Consider the following 18450-nt stretch of genomic DNA (forward strand, 5'->3'; position numbering starts at 1 on the left):
TTTTACCAGGCTTTGTCACCTACTAGAGGAACAAACCTAAAAGTATCCAATTCTATCCGTTCAAAGTCATTTTCTCCGACCCGAAGAATAGTCACCATTTTCTGTGTTTTTTCATCACCAACAGGTATCACTAAAAGTCCACCCAACTTCAGCTGCTGCAGCATCACTTCGGGGACAAACGGCGCTCCTGCTGTGACTATAATTTTATCATAGGGTGCGTACTGAGCAATCCCTTTAGATCCATCTCCTAAAAAAAAGTGAGGTTTATACCCCATATAAGGTAGCACTTGAATGGTACGATTATATAGACTTTCCTGACGTTCAATAGTAAATACCTCCGCCCCAAGTTCCAACAGAATACAGGTTTGATATCCAGAACCTGTCCCTATTTCCAAGATTTTATCTCCTCTTTTGACATGCAAGAGTTCCGACTGATAAGCCACAGTGTAGGGTTGGGAGATTGTCTGTCCATCTCCTATTGGAAAGGCAATATCTTTATATGCCTGATTCCAAAAAGTCTCATCAAAGAAGTAATGCCTCGGCACCTTCCCAATGGCTTTTAGCACCTTTACATCTTGAATCCCTCTGCTCTCAAGATGTTTTACGAGATTATTTCTCGCCCCTTTTTCCCTGTAATTATCTATGAACTTATATGCCATTATTCTTCAAAAATACCCTATTTAACGGATATTTTAAGGAATAAATACAAAATGTTTGAGCTCAGTACCTTGGTAAAAAAAGAAGCGATCATCAACTGGTTTTATTTAAAATTAGTATCTTACTACCTTCAAAAAAAGCATACATGTCCAGACTTCTTCTTCTTTTCAGCTTAGCCTTCTGCATTTCTTGTGACTCTGAATCCAGCAGTAAGGCTTATCACAACGACTACAAAGCAGCTTTCGAGGCCATATTAGACAATTACGACCTCTCAGGCAGCATATTGATCTATGACCCGCAACAACAGACATATTATTCCAACGATTTTGAGTGGGCCAAACGCGATTTCCTACCAGCATCTACATTTAAAATCCCTAATGCAATTATTGCATTAGAAATGGGTATTATGAAAAGTGACACTTCTGTTATTAAATGGGATGGCAGAAAAAGGGACTTTGAAAGTTGGGAAAAAGACCTAACCTTAAGAGATGCCTTCCAAGCATCCTGCGTCCCCTGCTTCCAAGAGATTGCACGTAACATCGGAACAGCCAGCATGAAGACTTACCTGAACAAGTTTCATTATAACAACATGGATGTTACGGAACAAAATATCGACTCTTTCTGGCTTAAAGGGAAATCCCATATCTCCTCCTTTGAGCAGATTGATTTCTTAGAACGCTTTCTGACAAAAAAACTTCCCATCTTAAATACGACTCGTGAATCGATGTTAAAAATCTTTAAAATCGAAGAAAACCAAACGTACAAATTATCAGGGAAAACAGGTTGGTCTTACAATGAGACCGACAATAACGGCTGGTTTGTAGGATTTTTGGAAAAAGACCATAAAAAGTACTATTTCGCATTAAATGCTATTCCTAAAGATGCTACTAAAATGGAAAAATTTGCAGATGGCCGCAAACAAGCTATTTATGATGCTCTCAGAGTAATGAAACTAATCTAAAACCATAATGAAAAAAATCAAATTAACCTTAATCACACTACTTTTTTTATGCCAAACACTTTTCGCACAAGAACAGGCCGTGTTAAAAGTATTGGCTATAGGCAATAGCTTCTCGGAAGATGCTATAGAAAACTACCTCTACGACCTAGCAAAAACAAGTAATAAAAAAATGGTAATCGGCAATCTATATATTGGAGGAGCCTCTTTGGAATTACATGTCAAAAATGCCACCGGTGATAAAGAAAGCTACAGTTACCGAAAAACAAACATCGATGGTAGTAAGTCTTCAACAAAGAATACAAGCATCTCTCAAGCCATAAAAGATGAAGATTGGGATTACATTAGCTTACAACAAGCTAGCCCTTACTCAGGCCAATATGATGTTATCATGAAGAACCTACCAAATCTTGTTGATTACGTCAACAAGCTAAAGCCCTCGAATACAAAGATTATCTATCATCAGACCTGGGCCTATCAGCAGGACTCTGACCATAAAGGTTTTGCAAATTATGAGAGAAATCAAGAAATAATGTATAAAAGTATAAAAGATGCTACACAGAAGATAAGTAAGTCAAAGGTCTTCGCTTTCGTTGTACCTGCAGGCACCGCGATACAGAATGCCCGTACTTCATCGATAGGAGATCGATACACCCGCGACGGCTACCATCTACAATTGGACTATGGTCGATTCACAGCAGCCTGTACCTGGTACGAAATGTTATTTCATGCAGACGTCCGCAAGAATGATTATAAACCGGAAAAGGTAACTGAGCTACAAGCTAAAATAGCCAAAGAAGCAGCTCATAAAGCCGTAAAGAAACCTTTCAAAGTTTCCAAAATAAAATTGTAAGCGCTAATTACCGAAAGCGCCTAGTACGGGTCTATATCTAACTGGATCCGTACTCCTGCATTAAGTTTGTCTAGTTCAAACGAAAGAATAGCCGCACGAATCAACTCCTTTACCTTCACTATACTGACGCCACCCCGTTCTATCTTCAGGACGATGGTCTGTATATAATTGTTACGAACTCTAGACACGAGTGGTGGCTCGGGGCCCAATACACGAGTACCTAACTGTAATCGTAATAAGTTAGCCAACTTTTGGGCAGAATCCAAGGTCTGCTGCTGATCTGGATGCTTTACATCCAATCGAATCAATCTATAGAAAGGCGGGTAGAGGAAGTTCTTCCGTTCGGTAACCTCCTTCATAAACATTCCTTCGTAATCATGCTGCACGACTTGTTCAATAACCCTATGATTAGGGGTGTAAGTTTGGATAACGACCTTTCCCAAGACATCTCTCCTTCCCGCTCGTCCAGCGACTTGCGAAAACAGCGAAAAAGCTCTTTCATAGGCTCTAAAATCCGGAAAATTGATAATCGTATCCGCATCAATAATTCCAATCAGACTTACCCGACCAAAATCCAGCCCCTTAGCGACCATCTGTGTCCCAATAAGGACATCATACTCGTGATCATCAAAAGCATTGATAATCTTATCAAAACCATATTTGCCTCGGGTTGAGTCCAAATCCAAACGTCCGATACGTAAATCAGGCATCAGTATTTCCAACTCTTCTTCGACCCTTTCTGTTCCAAAGCCTTTACTTTCCATATGAGGCATACCGCAAGCTGGGCAAACATTGATCGGAGTCTCGGAGTGTCCGCAATAGTGGCAATGGAGCAAATGAGAAGTCTTATGATAAGTTAGGCTTACATCACAATTCACACATTTTGCGACGTAACCGCAGGTATTACATTGGACAAATGGAGTGTGCCCTCTTCGATTCTGAAAGAGAATCACCTGCTCCTTACGGGATACGGCATCTTTTATACCGTTCAAGAGTGTTTCGCTAAAATAAGCGTGCATTTTATTCTTCCGACTCTCTTCAGGGATGTCGACAATCTCTATTTCAGGCAACTGTGCCCCTCCATATCGCTTCAACAGCTGTACCAAACCATACTTACCCGCTTTCGAATTATAATAGCTTTCTACAGAAGGTGTCGCTGAGCCTAGGAGTACTTTCGCCTCGTGTAGATGTCCCAAATATATTGCGGTATCCCTGGCGTGGTATCTGGGAGCGGGATCAAATTGCTTATATGAGGTTTCATGCTCTTCATCCACGATGATAAGACCCAAATCCTGAAACGGAAGGAAAACGGAGGATCTAGCTCCTATAATAACACGAAACTCGTTCTTCAAGACCTTATGCCACACTTCTGCTCTCTCGTTGTCATTGAATTTGGAGTGGTATACCCCTAACTGATTCCCAAAATGGAGTTTCAATCGGGCGGTAATCTGAGCAGTTAGTGCAATCTCCGGCAGTAAATAAAGTGCATTCTTTCCCTCCTCCAGTATCTTCTCAATCAAACGAATGTAAATCTGGGTCTTTCCTGAAGCTGTAACCCCATGCAACAACACCACATCTTTACTTTCAAAATAACTGTCGATTTTCTCAAATACACCACGCTGCTGTTCACTAAATTCGAATTCTTTGGTCATCTGTAAATCTGTCCCTTCGAACCGACTAACAACTTTTTCTCGAACCTCAAAAACTCCTTTATCTATCAATGCCGTAATTGCGCCACTACCGCATGCAGCGACCTCCATCAGATCCTGCCTCGTTATATCTGTTCGACTCTTTGTCAACTGTAAAAATGCAAGGACAGCATCCTGTTGCTTTGGAGCCTTATTAAGCCCATCTAACAACAACCTCTTCCCTTCGCTATCATTGTACTCTGCTGCGATATAGAGAAAGGCTTTGGTTTTAGGTTTATATTTTTCTTTAATCTCTTCCGAAATGAGCACAAAGCCTTGTTCAAAAAGCGAGCGGAGCAAAGGAAAAACAGACTTTTGTCCCAATATCTTGATGACATCTGCTACACGTAGTTCTCCTGCTATGTCAAGAGCTTCGAGTACCATGTACGCTTTATCCGAGAGAATAGAACGATCCAAATCCGGATTTTCAGACGCTATTATCTTAGTTTCCGATGCCATTTTGAGTGCCGCCGGTAGTGCGGCCTGCATCACTTCTCCAAGCTGACACATATAATAATCAGACATCCATTGCCAAAGTGTCAACTGTCGTTCATTAACAATTGAATCATCATCGACTACTTCTAAGATATATTTTGCTTCATACTTTTCAGGAGCTTCTTTGGAGATATTTTTTACTATCGCAGAGTATACCTTATTCTTACCAAACTGTACTATTACACGTACGCCTACTTTAATTTTTTCATTCCACTCAAATGGAACCCGATAAGTATACGTCTTAGCAATAGAAAGCGGCAATACCACCTCTACAAACAATGTCTCACGTTCAGCAAACAAATCAGTACTATGCATCTGACAAAGATATTATAAAAAGCCACAGTAGTACACAGTGGCAAAGGCATAAAAAGAAAAAGGAGATTCGCTACAAACTAAGCACGGTGTTTTACAGCTGCCACAAATAGACCTACCCACCCCACCATAAAACAAAGTCCACCCAAAGGTGTAACAGGCCCTAGGAAGCCCCATCCTTCGATCCCTAATAACGAGCGGACACTAAGCAAATATAAAGACCCGGAGAACAAAAGTATGCCTATTGTAAACGCTATGAATGAAACACGAATCGATGGACTCTTGGCCCTCGAAAAAGTAGAAAGAAATAGTAATGCGAAGACATGATAAAAATGATACTGATTAGCAGTCTTCCAAGTTCCCAAATGATAATCGCTAATTTTCCCTTCTAGGCCATGTGCACCAAAAGCCCCTAAAATCACAGCAATCAACCCCAAAAAAGAAGCAGTTAAAATTATTTGCTTATTCATATGTAAATAATTTGTTTTTTAATGGCCATCCGCCAGCTGGCGGATCCAAACTATATTCATCAGTATTTGTACTGTCTAATACTACATGGATATTTCGTGTACTTTTATTCAGAAACCACTTATGTTGAACTATTGCGTATAAATGTATAAAATATCCCCTACAAATAGACTATTTTAATTTTTTTTCTCCTACTTCAGAATACACCACAAAGCGATTAAAAAAGAATCACCCCTATAAAAAGACCTCCACTGAAGCCTTCAAGAAAATATAAAACTGATTTTTCCGTTCAAAAAATGATGAAAAGTTTTTGTTACGATATTCACAAAATAGAAGTGAAATAAGTAGGTTTGCAATATGCGGAATACTATTATCCTCTCGGTAATTCTATTTGTAGCAGTAGTTACTGCTTCCATATATTACTTTCGTAATCTTGACGGCGAACATAACCGCGCCGCCAAACCTTTACGTTATCTACCGGACAATGCTCTTCTTATTGCTGCCATTGGAAACAACGAAGCCTCTGATAACATATTTAAAGACTTTGAAATTTTCGAAGCATTATTAGGTCAAAATGATTTTGCATTAATGAGCATGTTCAAGACAGAGTTATTACGTAATGAAGCGTTAAAAAAGTATGTCGATGATGCAGAAGTCTACATTTCTTTTCACCCTGATGGCAAAAACATTGAAACAATACTAACGATTCCAACTGCAACTGCTATTTCCCCGACTGAATTTTCTAGCATTCTAAATCAGGTAAGCAAACGCTATAAAATTAACACGGTCGATACGATGGGGAGTAAAATCTATGAAATACAATATGGTATAAAAGATTCTACATTATCTGCTATCTACTATAATAACATATTCTTTGCTTCAAATTCCAACAAACTATTAACAAAGATTCTAGACAAACACAGTAAACATTTACCAGACTCCCAAATTGATTTCTTCCTAAAAGGAGATTCCAGAAATACAGCGCTGAGTGTATACTTCCCACATCAGCAATACGATAGCATTGTCAATTTGTATCAACGTAAAAACGACGGTCCCTTTTTAAACTTATTCAAGAAGATGCAGGGGCAATCTGTATGGAATATCAATTTCAAACAAGATGCATTAATGCTTACTGGCGAAAGTGAGTTAGATCAGTATTCGGAAAACTATATCTCACTATTTAAACATCAGGAAAAAACAAGCCAAAGCTTATATACTTATTTCCCTTCTAGTACCGCCGTATATGTAGATTGTAGCATTAGTGACCGCTCTCGATTTCAAAAGGACTTACGTGACCTTTTTAAAAGAAGAAAGGAAAAAATAGCAGAAGAAATAGACACCACTGGTACACGAGAACAATTGAACAACTTATTGGGTGATGAAATTTCTTTTATTGAAACCGTCTCCAGCAGCTATATTGGATTTGTAAAGTTAAATAAGAAAGAGTCCTGGCAAGAACTAGAAAAACACTTTTTGGAGAATCTCCAAGACTCAATATACCGTTTTAAATCATCAGGTTTACTTTACCAACAATTCGGGGACCTCTTTAAAGAATTTCCACGCCCTTATGCAACCGTAGTTGATGATGTTTTGGTTGTAGCCAACAGCAGCAGAACCCTCAGCGACTATCGAGACGATTTTGAAAGACGAGATTTTCTGACAGGTACCTTAGGCTTTAAAAACTTTGAAAAACTACAGGGAAATGAAGCTAACGTTACGCTATTTATACATGGCAAAAACGCAAATTCAAAGATATTGAATTCCCTCAATCTTCCTTTTCAAACCAATTACAAGAACAAGGATAACTTCGGCTTTCAGGACTTCTATTCTTGGTCCATTCAACTATCCGGTAATTCAGGTAAATTTATTTCCCAGCTCTATGCTTTATTTAAAAGTAAAAATGCCTTAGGCGCAACACCAGAGTGGACATACACACTCGAAAATAAAGCCATCACCAAGCCCTACATATTTGAACATTCGGATACGAGTCAGTTTATTCTGCTACAAGAACTAGATCATACTATTCATGCAATCAGTCCACAAGGCATGAAACTATGGTCAACAGTATTTGCAGGACGAGTGGTAGGAGACATTCAACAGTTGGAAGACCGAAGTATCTTACTGGCAACAGACCGCAACAGACTATATCGTTTTGATACAAATGGCAAGACACTCAAAGGATTTTCTGTAGAGATACCAGAAGAGCCTATAGCTCATCCATCTGTGGTGACGCTGCAAGGCAAGAAAACAATCTTGATACCTAGTCTAAAAAAAATACATGCCTTCGATATGGAAGGCCATCCCCTTGCCGATTGGACTACTTTTGAGACAAATGGCGATATATTGGGACCAATTATAACAGCTAATAACCAAATCCTCGTAGGCACGAGCTCGGGCAAGATATACTTACTTAGTGAAAGCGGGCAAAAAGCAAAAGAGATTACCATAAAAAATGATATTCGACTTAGAAACCCTATTGGTTTACTGCAGAGTAACAACTCTGGAAGCGAATTCTTGGCAGTAGATACTACAGGACGACTGCATCGCGTATCACGTGACGGTGCCAATAATTCCTCTTTACTAGAGTCGATTGGGGCTTCGAGTCTCGCTGATTTCGTAAACATAAATTCTTCGGCCAATACTGAGATGATATCTGTCAACAATGACTTACTCCGTGTTTATAGCATTTCAGATAGCGCCCGTGTTCTATTCGAATACAACTTCACCAAAGAAATAAACGACCGTCCACAGTATTTTTATCTTCCCAATAATTCGGGGACACGTATAGGACTGGCTTCAAGAGCAACAAATCTCATCTACCTTTTCAATAGTGAGGGGAATTTGGAAGAGGGCTTCCCTGTAGAAGGACAACCTTTATTTCATTACGGACGAATCAATTATAATGGCGACACGTATTTGCTCTGTATGCGACGCGACCACAAACTGTATGCTTTTAAACATCAAAAACAGCAATAATTCGACTCAAAATCAGGCAAGGCTACCATACGTTATCAATGCACAAAAGCAAAGGTATTCGATAAAAATAATTTTCTTGCGAGACGAATAATTTGTACGTTTGTAATCTTATATTTTTTATGTTACGAGGAGAAAATCATTTAGCATTACTGACCGAGCCTAGACGTATTGTAATCACAACACATCATAAACCAGATGGAGATGCTTTAGGCTCATCCCTAGCGCTATATCATTGGCTTAAAAAAAGGAACCATGACGTTTCTGTGGTGTTATCATCTGATTTCCCCTCTTTTTTAGACTGGATGCCTGGCCGTGATGATGTTATCATTTACACCGAAAAGTCTAAAATAGCAACGGAGTTATTAGCAAATGCTGAAATTATATTTTGCTTAGATTATAGTGCCCTTTCCCGGACGAATATCCTCGAAAAATTTATCAGCGAATCGTCTGGTCAAAAGTGGATGATTGACCATCACTTGGATCCAGAAGACTTTGCAACATTAACCTATTGGGATTCTTCTGCCGCAGCAACGGCTCAGCTAATATATACTTTTATCGCAGATGTAATCGGAGCCGGAACAGAAATCGACGCCGACATGGCGACATGTATGTACGCAGGTATTATGACCGATACAGGATCATTTCGGTTTCGCTCAACTACTGCCGCTGTACATCACATTATCGCCAATCTGATTGAAGCAGGTGCACGGAATTGGGAAATCCACGAGCATATCTATAACAGCTCTACAGAGCGTCGGTTAAAATTTTTAGGGTATGCCTTACTTAACTGCTTGGAAGTAATACCCGAGTACAATACGGCACTTTTTGCCATAAGCAAAGAAGACCTTGCTCAGTTTGACATCACTACTGGTGATACTGAAGGATTGGTGAATTATGCCTTATCTATCAAAGGGATTCGCTTAGCCGCATTAATTATCGACAGAACTGAATTAATTAAATTATCTTTACGCTCAATTGGTGAAATTCCTTGCAATGAAATCTGTAAAAAGTATTTTAATGGAGGTGGCCATTTGAATGCTTCAGGAGGTAGCTCGACAGCTGACTTAGCGTCTGTTGTAAACACATTTAAATCTATATTACCAGAATATAAAGACATATTAACAAAGTAAATAAGTATTAATCAATAAAATGAAAAAATCAGTTTTATTTTTATCGGCGGCTGCGATGTTACTAGCTGCTTCATGCCAGAGCTTCAAAAAGGGTGATGGTGGTCTAGAGTACAATCTTGTGGACGACGTTGCAAAAGAAAAGGCTGTAGCAGGAGACTTTTTATCGGTTGATCTAACGATCAGATCAGACAAAAACGATTCTCTACTTAACAGTACATACGATTTAGGCCTACCTCAAATTGTAAATATTGCTCCGGATTCAATCCCGGGAGCGTACAAAGGAGATTATAACTCTATGTTTAAGTTCTTAGGAGAAGGTGACTCTGCTGTATTCAAATTGAATATGGATACTATGGCAGCAAAAACTGGACAGCCTAAACCAGAATTTGCAGATAAGTTTGTGACCTTCACTGTGAAAGTAAGAAAACACTTCAAAAAAGGTCAGTTAACTGATTCTGCATTATATGCTGAGATTGACGGTTATTTCAAAGGTGAATTAGAAGGATTGAAAAAAGCGGAAGAAGGAAAAATCTCAAAATATGTTGCTGACAAAAAATTAGAGCCTAAAAAAACAGCTTCTGGCTTACAATATGTAGTAACCGAAGAAGGTAAAGGTGCTAAACCTGTATTGGGAGATACTGTTGTCGTAAACTATACAGGTATGTTGACTAATGGTACTGTTTTCGATTCGTCAATTAAAGAGAACGCAATCAAAGCAAAACTTCCAATGGATCCAATGCGCACTTTTGAGCCCTTAAAATTCAGTATAGGAAATCAACCTGTTATTCAAGGTTGGACTGAAGGACTTTTATTATTTGGCAAAGGGACAAAAGCAACACTTATCATCCCTTCATCTTTAGCCTATGGTGACCGTCCTGCAGGACAAAAAATTCCACCTTATGCACCATTGATTTTCGATGTTGAGTTAGTTGATGTAATTAAGGGACAAGGCGTAGCCCCTGCACCTGCTATGCCAGGAATGGGTGCACCAACGGTGACTGAACCTACGAACTAAGTTCTATAGAACATAACATTAAAAAATAGAGCGTCTGATGATCAGACGCTCTATTTTTTTAAGATTTCTTTTTCCGTATGACTAACCTCTAAACCTTAGGGCTTCATTGTCCTCATTAGCATACCTCCCTTTGAATGTATATAGTATGCTAAGCGCATATAAGATACATCAAACTATTAACCGAATGCTCCACATGCATATAAACCACATATAACACCAGTCCATATATTCTATTTCTGTTAATAAAATAATAGAGCGGTGGCTTTTACACCACCACTCGCTCTCCCCGATTATAAGAGCAAAAAATCTTGTCTAAATGTAAATGAACAATACTCCGACGTAATAAACTCTCCTTCTAACGAATAGCTGTACTTACATCTAAGCTATTACCTAACATTAATAAATTAATGAGCGGTGGCTTTTACACCACCACTCGCTCTCCCCGATTATAAGAGCAAAAAATCTTGTCAAAATGTAAATAAACAATATACCTTCGTAATAAACTCTCCTTCCAACGAATACCTGTACTTACATCTAAGCCCATTACCTAACATTAATAAATTAATGAGCGGTGGCTTTTACACCACCACTCGCTCTCCCCGATTATAAGAGCAAAAAAATCTTATCAAAATGTAAATGAGCAATATGCCGTCGTAATAAACTCTCCTTCCAACGAATAGCTGTACTTACATCTAAGCTATTACCTAACATTCAAAATTAATGAGCGGCGGCTTTTACACCGCCACTCGCTCTCCCCGATTATAAGAGCAAAAAATCTTGTCAAAATGTAAATGGATAGGTCAGATTGTTGATTGTAGGACCAACAAATAACGCATCCTTTGCAATACCTTTTCCTTCCAGTATAAAAGCGGGCGAGGCAGACAAATCCCCTCCACTTTTTGTAAACATCCGAACTTTATACTGTCCTCCATCATTAGTCCCAACCATAACGTAGTTATATGAGTAGTCAGCCTCAGGTCCAGATCCGGAAAACTTACGATACCTTATAAATGTTATCTCTTCGTTAGCTGGCACTGTAAACTGCAGTTTTTCTTTGTTATTAGAGAGATTTCTCGACCACACTTCTTTACCTAGCGAAAAATACATGACTTCCTCTTCTTGGTAGATCAATGCAAAATTGTCGCCCTTATATAGCTTTTGCCCAGAATCAAGTGTTTTATGATAAATTTTGAACTGGCTAACGGAGGGTATGATTTGAGCTATAGATCTTTTTGACAAATCATCTTTGTCCTCAAATATTGCATATCCAGTCAAGTAGCCTGTAGTCCGTATTCCCATATACAACATTCTTTTATTATTATTCGTTGAAGACAGTGTTACGTCCGCATCATCTGTTACAGGAATTAAATTCATATTCCGAACATCAGCAGAGAAAAAAGAACTACTTGTCTCATCAAAAAAGAATGCGCTATTCGTATACATAAGGTGAAAAGGAGAAAGAAAATAAGGCGTATCCTGTGTGTCTTTAAGTTTCCTCCCTCCAAAAGTACCGGTGCCAGGCCCTTGTCCTATCATACTATGCAACTGTCCGTCGTTTATCAAATAATAATTTGTAAAATTATTCCCTATCATCTGCATATTACGCTTGCTCGGTTCCCCGTGGAAAAGAGTTTTAAAATCTTTTATCAGCTCTAAACCACTCAATGTCATTATGCCCACATCTTCATTTGTCACCAAACAGATCGACCTAGTAGGAGAGTATTCTCCTTTATCATTTGGCGCTTTGAAATCGTTTAAAAAACGCATCATAACAGGCTTTCCTTTAAGCTTCTCCCCATTTACAAAACTGTATACGTTTTCGACCCTTTTATCAGCAATAACACTATTCGGGGTCGTAAAGAAGTCCATATCCGTCCTATCATTCTCTTCTTTTATAACATACCAACCCCGAGTATATGCCGTGGCAACATCTATCGTACTTTTGAAATATTCAGAATACCCTGTCTTCTTATTCTTGATCTGCAATGATAAGTACCAGTTTTTAGCGACCTTATTAACAGGATAAACAAGATTTTTACTCTTTCCAATAGTATCCATAGCCGCATAAGGGTCTTCATTACGGATGTCATAAATCCCCCATAAGTATTCAAATTCGGCCTCTTTATTAGAAGAAGGAACAGGATCTATTATTAAACTATCTATTCCACTTACTACCGAATAATGGGCTTGCAGCCCCGTCAATGTTATAGACTCCAGCTCTTCAAACCTATCACGCCCCATTTCTTTATTGCAAGAATAGAATAAAATGGATAACGCAAAAACAATTAATATCTCTAAAGCTTTCATATTTCTACTTAAGGGAATACAATCAAATGACCAAATTCATCCCTTTTATGATCCTTTACTTCTTTACCCCGATTTTCCTCTATTAGTGCTGACTTCAACATACCTAACCAATAATGTAATTGCTCAGTATCCATCAAAATTTTAGTCATAAATTCTTGATCCCATCTTTGCTCTGTAACATCTACCATAAACTGATGTTTCACTTCGCTATATGTACCAAAATAAAGATTCGAGTACATTTCGTTCCATATAGAAGGCCGCATCATTAAATCCGAAAAAATCACCTTCCGCCAAAGTAAATCAGCCTGTCCTAGCTTAAAACAATCATTTTCTTCTACTTCAAGCTTCAATACATAAGCTTCATCTCTCAGGCTAACATCACGCAACAAAACAATCGGGACACGTGTATGCACTGTACCAGCTTTTATCACATACCGTGCTGCAATCTCCGGGTTATCAAAGGCCTTATAATGCTTGCCTGCAATAGCATTCTTTGCATTTTTGACCTGCACTTGCTTAATCTTAAAAGGTCTATCTCTATCTGATAAACGCCCCATCGTATGGATATCAAAAAACACCGTATCCGTGAAGATAAAACTGGGCAAGTAAACGAATGTCTGCGTTTTTAGCGTATCAGCTGTTACCTGCGAGACGTTTGGTATCTTAGCAGGGTCTGGTCCAAACTGTATCCTTGCAATATCAGTATAGAGCAGTTCCTTCGATTTTTGACATGTCGTCAAACTGAAAAAGGATAACAAAATAAAAGTGTAAACTCTAATTTTCATCACATGAGTTAGTTTAAGCCTGCTCCTGCTATTTTTGGAAGAGGGGGCGTATAATTTACTGTAGCTTCAACAGGAATAAATACAATTTCCTCTTTGCTTGCATCAAATCGCTTGTAAGCATAAAAACCTTGACCTTCACCATAAAATTCTTTCCGATATTCCTTAATCAAAAGTTTCCTCTTCTGTAGTGGATCTGTCGGTAGGCTAATGCCGTTTAACATTCTAGCCTTCTTAAATTCACTCCATAAGACAGTAGCCTCTGATTGCGCTGCAGTTTCAATTGCGATAAGGTACATTTCACTTACTCGAAGCATAGGTATCTGTTTAAAATCCTTTATAGGCCCTACCTCGCTAGGCTTTTGATACTTCTTAAAAAGATAATCTGACTGATAACCAACCATCAATTGTTCCCACAGTTTCAATTCTCTAATATCAGAACCAGTAGCTCCATACAATTGGTTCTTTACCATCGTACCATCTCTTCCCTTTATCAAAGATTGATCAAGATGCTTGGTGTATAATTCAAAGTCATACAATCCAAATATATGCTCACAAGTAAGTCCATAATCAGCTCTCTCGAAATCAGGCAATCCACCAAGTCTAAACTTCTTGCCTCCTGCTTTATCAAAAGACATTATCAGTAACTGAGCTGCGTCATAGGCTTTTTGGGGTTGGCTAAACCATAAATATGCTCTCGCCTGTAATGCCTTAACTGCGTAATAATTCATACGTAGATTCCTGTGTTTCATAAACTCATCACTGATCGGAGCGTCCCCATTTTTCAAACCCTCTATATTATGCGAAACAATAGGATCGACCTCTTTTAAAAGTATTTCCGCTTCTTGTAAATCCTTTAGCAAAAGGACACTAAAGGAATTAAAATCAATCGGCAATACTGGCGCATTAGACAAAGTAGTGATATAAGGCAGTCGTCCTTCACTTTTCACATTGCCTGGAACAGGACCGAATAACCTAATCAAGTCTAGGTGTATATATGCTCGCAATGCTAAACACTCACCTTTAACGATCTCATATATTCCTGGAGAAAAAACAGCTTTCTTCTCGTCTATCTTATCAAGAATTGCATTGATATTCGCTATAGTCTGGTATTGATGAGCAAATATATTGGACAAAATCGATTCAACTTGTTGATCTTTGTAATTGAATAAGCCCAACTGCCCTGCTGCCGTCATACTGTTTGCATCCCAGCTAGACACTAAATCTTCTATAGCTCCCATACTCAATGTCTTCCCATAAGATGAAACATCGACCAATTGTATATAGACTCCCACCAAAGCATCTTTAAATCCACTCTCATTCTCGAATAGCACATCCCTTGAAACATCAGCTTTAGGGTTTACCGTCAAAAACTTCTGACATGCCCCACTCATAGTGATTAGTATTACCGTGAGCATAAAACATATTATATTTCTCATCTTCTCACGGTTAAAATGTAACATTAAGCCCTAATGAAAATTGCTTAGAAAACGGATAGTCTAATCCACGCTCCTGTTTTATAGAAGAGATCCGAAAAGGTTCAGCAATATTAGCAGTAACCTGCAGATTCTTCATCTTCCACTTATCCTTTAGCGCCTCTCCGGCGAAGGAATATTGCAGGTTTATATTCTGGCAGATTAACGTCTTATCCTCCTGTACGAATCGAGACGACTTATACGTAGTTCCTCCCACAATCAATCCTTTAAAAAAAGAAATGTCTCCTGGATATTGCCAGCGATCTTCATACACTCTGCGATCTACATTATACCTATAATCAGCATTCTCAACTCTATTAATCAAAGTCTCATTATACAACTGTCCACCTACGCGATAACCAAATGAGGCGTTCAGTGACAGATTTCTATATCTTATTAACGTACTGAAGTTACCCTGAATTTTGGGTTCAGAATTCCCCATAGCTCTCAGATCGCTCCCACTCCAAATGTAAGTTACCTTCCCCTCCTTATCTAGATAAACTTCCTTCCCATTACTAGGGTCTATTCCCAAAGAAGGAACTACCCATATCGCACTAGTAGAATAACCCTCGTAAAACAATCGGACCGGTGTAGTACCACTCTCCATTTTTCTATCCCTCTGTGCCTCTCTAAGTGCTTCGGATATTTCCAAAATTTTATTCCTGTTATGGGCCAACGCTGCCGTCACGCTCCAATACCAACCGCTTGAGCGCTGCCGAACTAACACTCCTGTAGCACTCAATTCAGCCCCCTTATTTCCCATCCGTCCAATATTTTCCACATAGCTAGTGAATCCATTTGATGCGGGAATAGAGATAGAAGATACCAAGTCCCGTGTGGTAGACAAGTAATAGTCCGCTGTAATACGCAGACGTCCCTGAAAAAGCTCGGCATCAAAGCCAACATTATGTTTTAATGTCTGCTGCCATTTTAGATCCTCATTTCCGATTCCTAATAAATATGCACCTATCAGATTATGGTATCGTTTGTCCGTGTAATATCTGTAAGTAGAAAGAGCCTGATAAGCATTAAAATTCTGTGATCCGGTGATACCGGTAGAGCCTCTCAGTTTGAGCCTATCCACAAAAGACTGATCCTTCATAAAACTCTCGTTATGAATATTCCATCCTAAACCGACAGACCAAAACGATGCAATTTTATTATTCGCACCAAACTGTGATGACCCATCCATTCTTATGGAAGCGTCTGTAAAATACCTGTCATCATAACTATAGTTTACATTTGCTGTTACTCCTATCGCATTGACCAAACTCTCATCCTCTGACTTTTTTTGGTCTTTGGTATATTGGATGGCATCAGAAATGAAATCAAAATTCGGATTTGTAAAGTCCTCGAACAAAAAGCCATATCTTGAATTTCTATCCTGTCTGATGTTAAAATCTACGCCGCTGAATAAGCTATGTTTCTCTCCTAATTTTCTAGATAACTGCACATTAACTCCTCCATCATACTTGATCCCATTGCCAATCCGATAGTTGTAATCACCTCGTCTGAACAAGCCGCTTTTAGCATAGTTTATAAAATCAGCATGATTGGCTGGAGTAAATTTGTCCGTCTGTTCCGTCAATTTTGTTATGCCTAACTGGGCCCGAAATCTCAAACCATACGGAACAGCCCATTCTAAGAAGGTATTATTCGTTACTTCAGATAATTTTGATTTATCGAAACCGTCCAATGTAGCATTGTACAGTGGATTTACGGGAAGAACCTTCCATAATGTTTGCGAATACTCATCACTCTTAGGATTACCTAGTACCTTCAATACATTTCCCTCTTGGTCATATGGATACCAATAAGGGTTCATTCTCACATAATCCCGAAAAGTTCCATAGCTTGATTCAGAAAACCGACCTTCACTGATTAAAAGCTGATTACGTAACCGAAAACTTTTTGAGGAATATACCAGATTGGCTGTTCCATTAAATGTATTTCTTGCAGCGCCCTTCATGACTCCTTCAATCTTCTTAAATTGCACAGAAGCACTATAGCGCAGACTAGGAATCCCTCCAGATAAACTTAGATTATTCCGCTGTCCCAGCCCTGTACGAAGAGGTATAGATAACCAGTCCGTATTTACTCCAGAATTAATATCATTTAAAATCGAATTATAGTAACGTTTTAGATCTAAATCTAATTCGGCAAACTCGCTGTCGTATAAACCTACTTTATTTTCTAAATCAAGTTTTTCCCGTGCATCAAGAAGATGATAATCACTGAGATCAGCAACTTCCAAATTTAAGTCTACTGCATAATTAATCCGTAATGCTCCCTGCTTAGGTAACTTGCTCGTAATAACAATTACTCCATTAGAACCACGGGATCCATAAATGGAAGTAGCAGAGGCATCTTTCAATATCGTAATCGACTCTACCTCATCTACATTCATATCCAACATCTTTTGAAATGAGGACTGAAACCCATCAAGAATAACCAGTGGAGTGTTAAGCCCAACAATATCATCCAGATTATTGACATTCGGCAAACTTGAGTTACCTCTAATCTGTACATCCGGTAGCATATTGGGGTTAGAGCCTAAATTATTATTTTCAATAATCCGTAAAGATGGATCAATAGTACTCAACGAAACAATCATATTTCTATTCCCGAAAGACTTAAGCTTTTCGGCAGTAACGGTAATAGACGATCCGGTAAAACTTCGATCTGCCTTTTGGAATATCCCCGTGCTTACAACTAGTTCATCCATTTTATTGTCAAGCATCTCTAAAACAATATCGTTCTTCGCTGTATAAGACTTTACAGATAGTTCAACAGTTTTAAATCCAATATATGTTATCACTAGGGTCACAGGTAGCTCTACATTTCTAAATATAAATTCTCCATTCCTATCTGTAAGGGTCATCGTCTCTTTCTCTCCTTTTATAGATACGGAAGCACTGATCAGTGGCTTAGACAGTATATCGCTGACCCTCCCCCGTATATATTTTTGTCGTTCTTCAGATTTATTACGATTATTAATACTTCCCCAGTTTGCATCTGGCTTTGGACTTACTACAATGTTTTTATTCACAATCCTATACTCTAATGGCAAATCTTTAAAACAAATATTTAAGGCTTGACTGATATTTTGATCTTTAAAGCTTACATCTAAAAAAATATTCTTAAGATCTCCTTTATAGAAGAAAACATATCCACTTTGTCTTTCAATCTCCTCGAAGACTTTCTCCAAGGAAACATTTGCTTTATTCACTGATATTTGGCCAAAACTTTTTGTACCCACTAGCAAGAGTATTACAACAGTTAATAAGAAGGTCAGCTTCATTACTCTCAAAATTTTAGACATACCTGTAGGAAA

At 38.6% G+C, this 18450-nt stretch carries 12 protein-coding genes; 5 read left to right on the forward strand and 7 right to left on the reverse strand.

The features are described from left to right. Window positions 1-2: 2 nt before the first annotated feature. Window positions 3-659: a protein-L-isoaspartate(D-aspartate) O-methyltransferase gene (locus CLV99_RS18225; RefSeq protein WP_133585944.1), complete on the reverse strand. Its 657-nt coding sequence runs from the start codon at window positions 657-659 to the stop codon at window positions 3-5. Window positions 660-802: 143 nt separating this feature from the next. Between CLV99_RS18225 and blaOXA the strand changes: the two genes are divergently transcribed. Further along, window positions 803-1618 (forward strand): class D beta-lactamase, encoded by an 816-nt coding sequence (gene blaOXA / locus CLV99_RS18230; protein WP_133585945.1) that lies wholly within the window; start codon window positions 803-805, stop codon window positions 1616-1618. Between the two features lie 7 nt (window positions 1619-1625). Then, window positions 1626-2468 carry a DUF4886 domain-containing protein gene (locus CLV99_RS18235; protein ID WP_133585946.1) on the forward strand — a complete coding sequence of 281 codons (843 nt, stop codon included), beginning with the start codon at window positions 1626-1628 and terminating at the stop codon, window positions 2466-2468. A gap of 20 nt (window positions 2469-2488) precedes the next feature. Here the strand turns inward: CLV99_RS18235 and priA are convergent, their stop codons facing one another. Both priA and CLV99_RS18245 read right to left on the reverse strand, forming a co-directional pair. Further along, the gene (gene priA, locus CLV99_RS18240; protein WP_133585947.1) at window positions 2489-4966 is read right to left on the reverse strand and encodes a replication restart helicase PriA; all 2478 of its coding nucleotides are present in this window, start codon (window positions 4964-4966) and stop codon (window positions 2489-2491) included. A gap of 77 nt (window positions 4967-5043) precedes the next feature. Next, entirely contained in the window at window positions 5044-5433 is a 390-nt protein-coding gene (locus CLV99_RS18245; protein ID WP_133585948.1) for a DUF423 domain-containing protein, read from the reverse strand. A 355-nt stretch (window positions 5434-5788) separates the two neighbouring features. Here CLV99_RS18245 and CLV99_RS18250 point away from each other — a divergent pair, with 355 nt between their 5' ends. From CLV99_RS18250 to CLV99_RS18260, 3 genes are all read left to right on the forward strand, one after another. Next, window positions 5789-8407 carry a PQQ-binding-like beta-propeller repeat protein gene (locus CLV99_RS18250; protein ID WP_133585949.1) on the forward strand — a complete coding sequence of 873 codons (2619 nt, stop codon included), beginning with the start codon at window positions 5789-5791 and terminating at the stop codon, window positions 8405-8407. A 119-nt stretch (window positions 8408-8526) separates the two neighbouring features. After that, the gene (locus CLV99_RS18255) at window positions 8527-9537 is read left to right on the forward strand and encodes a DHH family phosphoesterase (RefSeq protein ID WP_133585950.1); all 1011 of its coding nucleotides are present in this window, start codon (window positions 8527-8529) and stop codon (window positions 9535-9537) included. A 19-nt stretch (window positions 9538-9556) separates the two neighbouring features. After that, on the forward strand, window positions 9557-10552 hold the full coding sequence (locus CLV99_RS18260; RefSeq protein ID WP_133585951.1) for an FKBP-type peptidyl-prolyl cis-trans isomerase: 996 nt from the start codon (window positions 9557-9559) through the stop codon (window positions 10550-10552). A gap of 780 nt (window positions 10553-11332) precedes the next feature. Here the strand turns inward: CLV99_RS18260 and CLV99_RS18265 are convergent. From CLV99_RS18265 to CLV99_RS18280, 4 genes are read right to left on the reverse strand one after another with little or no spacing between them, the layout of a single operon-like run. Further along, window positions 11333-12859 carry a PKD-like family lipoprotein gene (locus tag CLV99_RS18265; protein ID WP_133585952.1) on the reverse strand — a complete coding sequence of 509 codons (1527 nt, stop codon included), beginning with the start codon at window positions 12857-12859 and terminating at the stop codon, window positions 11333-11335. An 8-nt stretch (window positions 12860-12867) separates the two neighbouring features. After that, window positions 12868-13644, reverse strand: coding sequence for a DUF4843 domain-containing protein (locus CLV99_RS18270; protein ID WP_133585953.1), 777 nt, complete (start codon window positions 13642-13644; stop codon window positions 12868-12870). Between the two features lie 8 nt (window positions 13645-13652). Beyond that, window positions 13653-15080, reverse strand: a complete 1428-nt coding sequence (locus CLV99_RS18275; protein ID WP_162850155.1) for a RagB/SusD family nutrient uptake outer membrane protein — start codon at window positions 15078-15080, stop codon at window positions 13653-13655. A 10-nt stretch (window positions 15081-15090) separates the two neighbouring features. After that, complete coding sequence (locus tag CLV99_RS18280; protein WP_162850156.1) at window positions 15091-18417, reverse strand: SusC/RagA family TonB-linked outer membrane protein; 3327 nt, start codon at window positions 18415-18417, stop codon at window positions 15091-15093. Window positions 18418-18450: the final 33 nt, after the last annotated feature.

Source organism: Sphingobacterium yanglingense, assembly GCF_004363245.1.
GTDB classification, from domain to species: Bacteria; Bacteroidota; Bacteroidia; order Sphingobacteriales; family Sphingobacteriaceae; genus Sphingobacterium; species Sphingobacterium yanglingense.

Excerpts from the sequence above, each read along its gene's own strand:
- priA (WP_133585947.1), bottom strand. The coding sequence starts at position 4,966 with ATGCATAGTACTGATTTGTTTGCTGAACGTGAGACATTGTTTGTAGAG.
- CLV99_RS18255 (WP_133585950.1), top strand. The coding sequence starts at position 8,527 with ATGTTACGAGGAGAAAATCATTTAGCATTACTGACCGAGCCTAGACGT.
- CLV99_RS18265 (WP_133585952.1), bottom strand. The coding sequence starts at position 12,859 with ATGAAAGCTTTAGAGATATTAATTGTTTTTGCGTTATCCATTTTATTC.
- blaOXA (WP_133585945.1), top strand. The coding sequence starts at position 803 with ATGTCCAGACTTCTTCTTCTTTTCAGCTTAGCCTTCTGCATTTCTTGT.
- CLV99_RS18225 (WP_133585944.1), bottom strand. The coding sequence starts at position 659 with ATGGCATATAAGTTCATAGATAATTACAGGGAAAAAGGGGCGAGAAAT.
- CLV99_RS18280 (WP_162850156.1), bottom strand. The coding sequence starts at position 18,417 with ATGAAGCTGACCTTCTTATTAACTGTTGTAATACTCTTGCTAGTGGGT.
- CLV99_RS18250 (WP_133585949.1), top strand. The coding sequence starts at position 5,789 with ATGCGGAATACTATTATCCTCTCGGTAATTCTATTTGTAGCAGTAGTT.
- CLV99_RS18245 (WP_133585948.1), bottom strand. The coding sequence starts at position 5,433 with ATGAATAAGCAAATAATTTTAACTGCTTCTTTTTTGGGGTTGATTGCT.
- CLV99_RS18235 (WP_133585946.1), top strand. The coding sequence starts at position 1,626 with ATGAAAAAAATCAAATTAACCTTAATCACACTACTTTTTTTATGCCAA.
- CLV99_RS18270 (WP_133585953.1), bottom strand. The coding sequence starts at position 13,644 with ATGAAAATTAGAGTTTACACTTTTATTTTGTTATCCTTTTTCAGTTTG.
- CLV99_RS18260 (WP_133585951.1), top strand. The coding sequence starts at position 9,557 with ATGAAAAAATCAGTTTTATTTTTATCGGCGGCTGCGATGTTACTAGCT.
- CLV99_RS18275 (WP_162850155.1), bottom strand. The coding sequence starts at position 15,080 with ATGAGAAATATAATATGTTTTATGCTCACGGTAATACTAATCACTATG.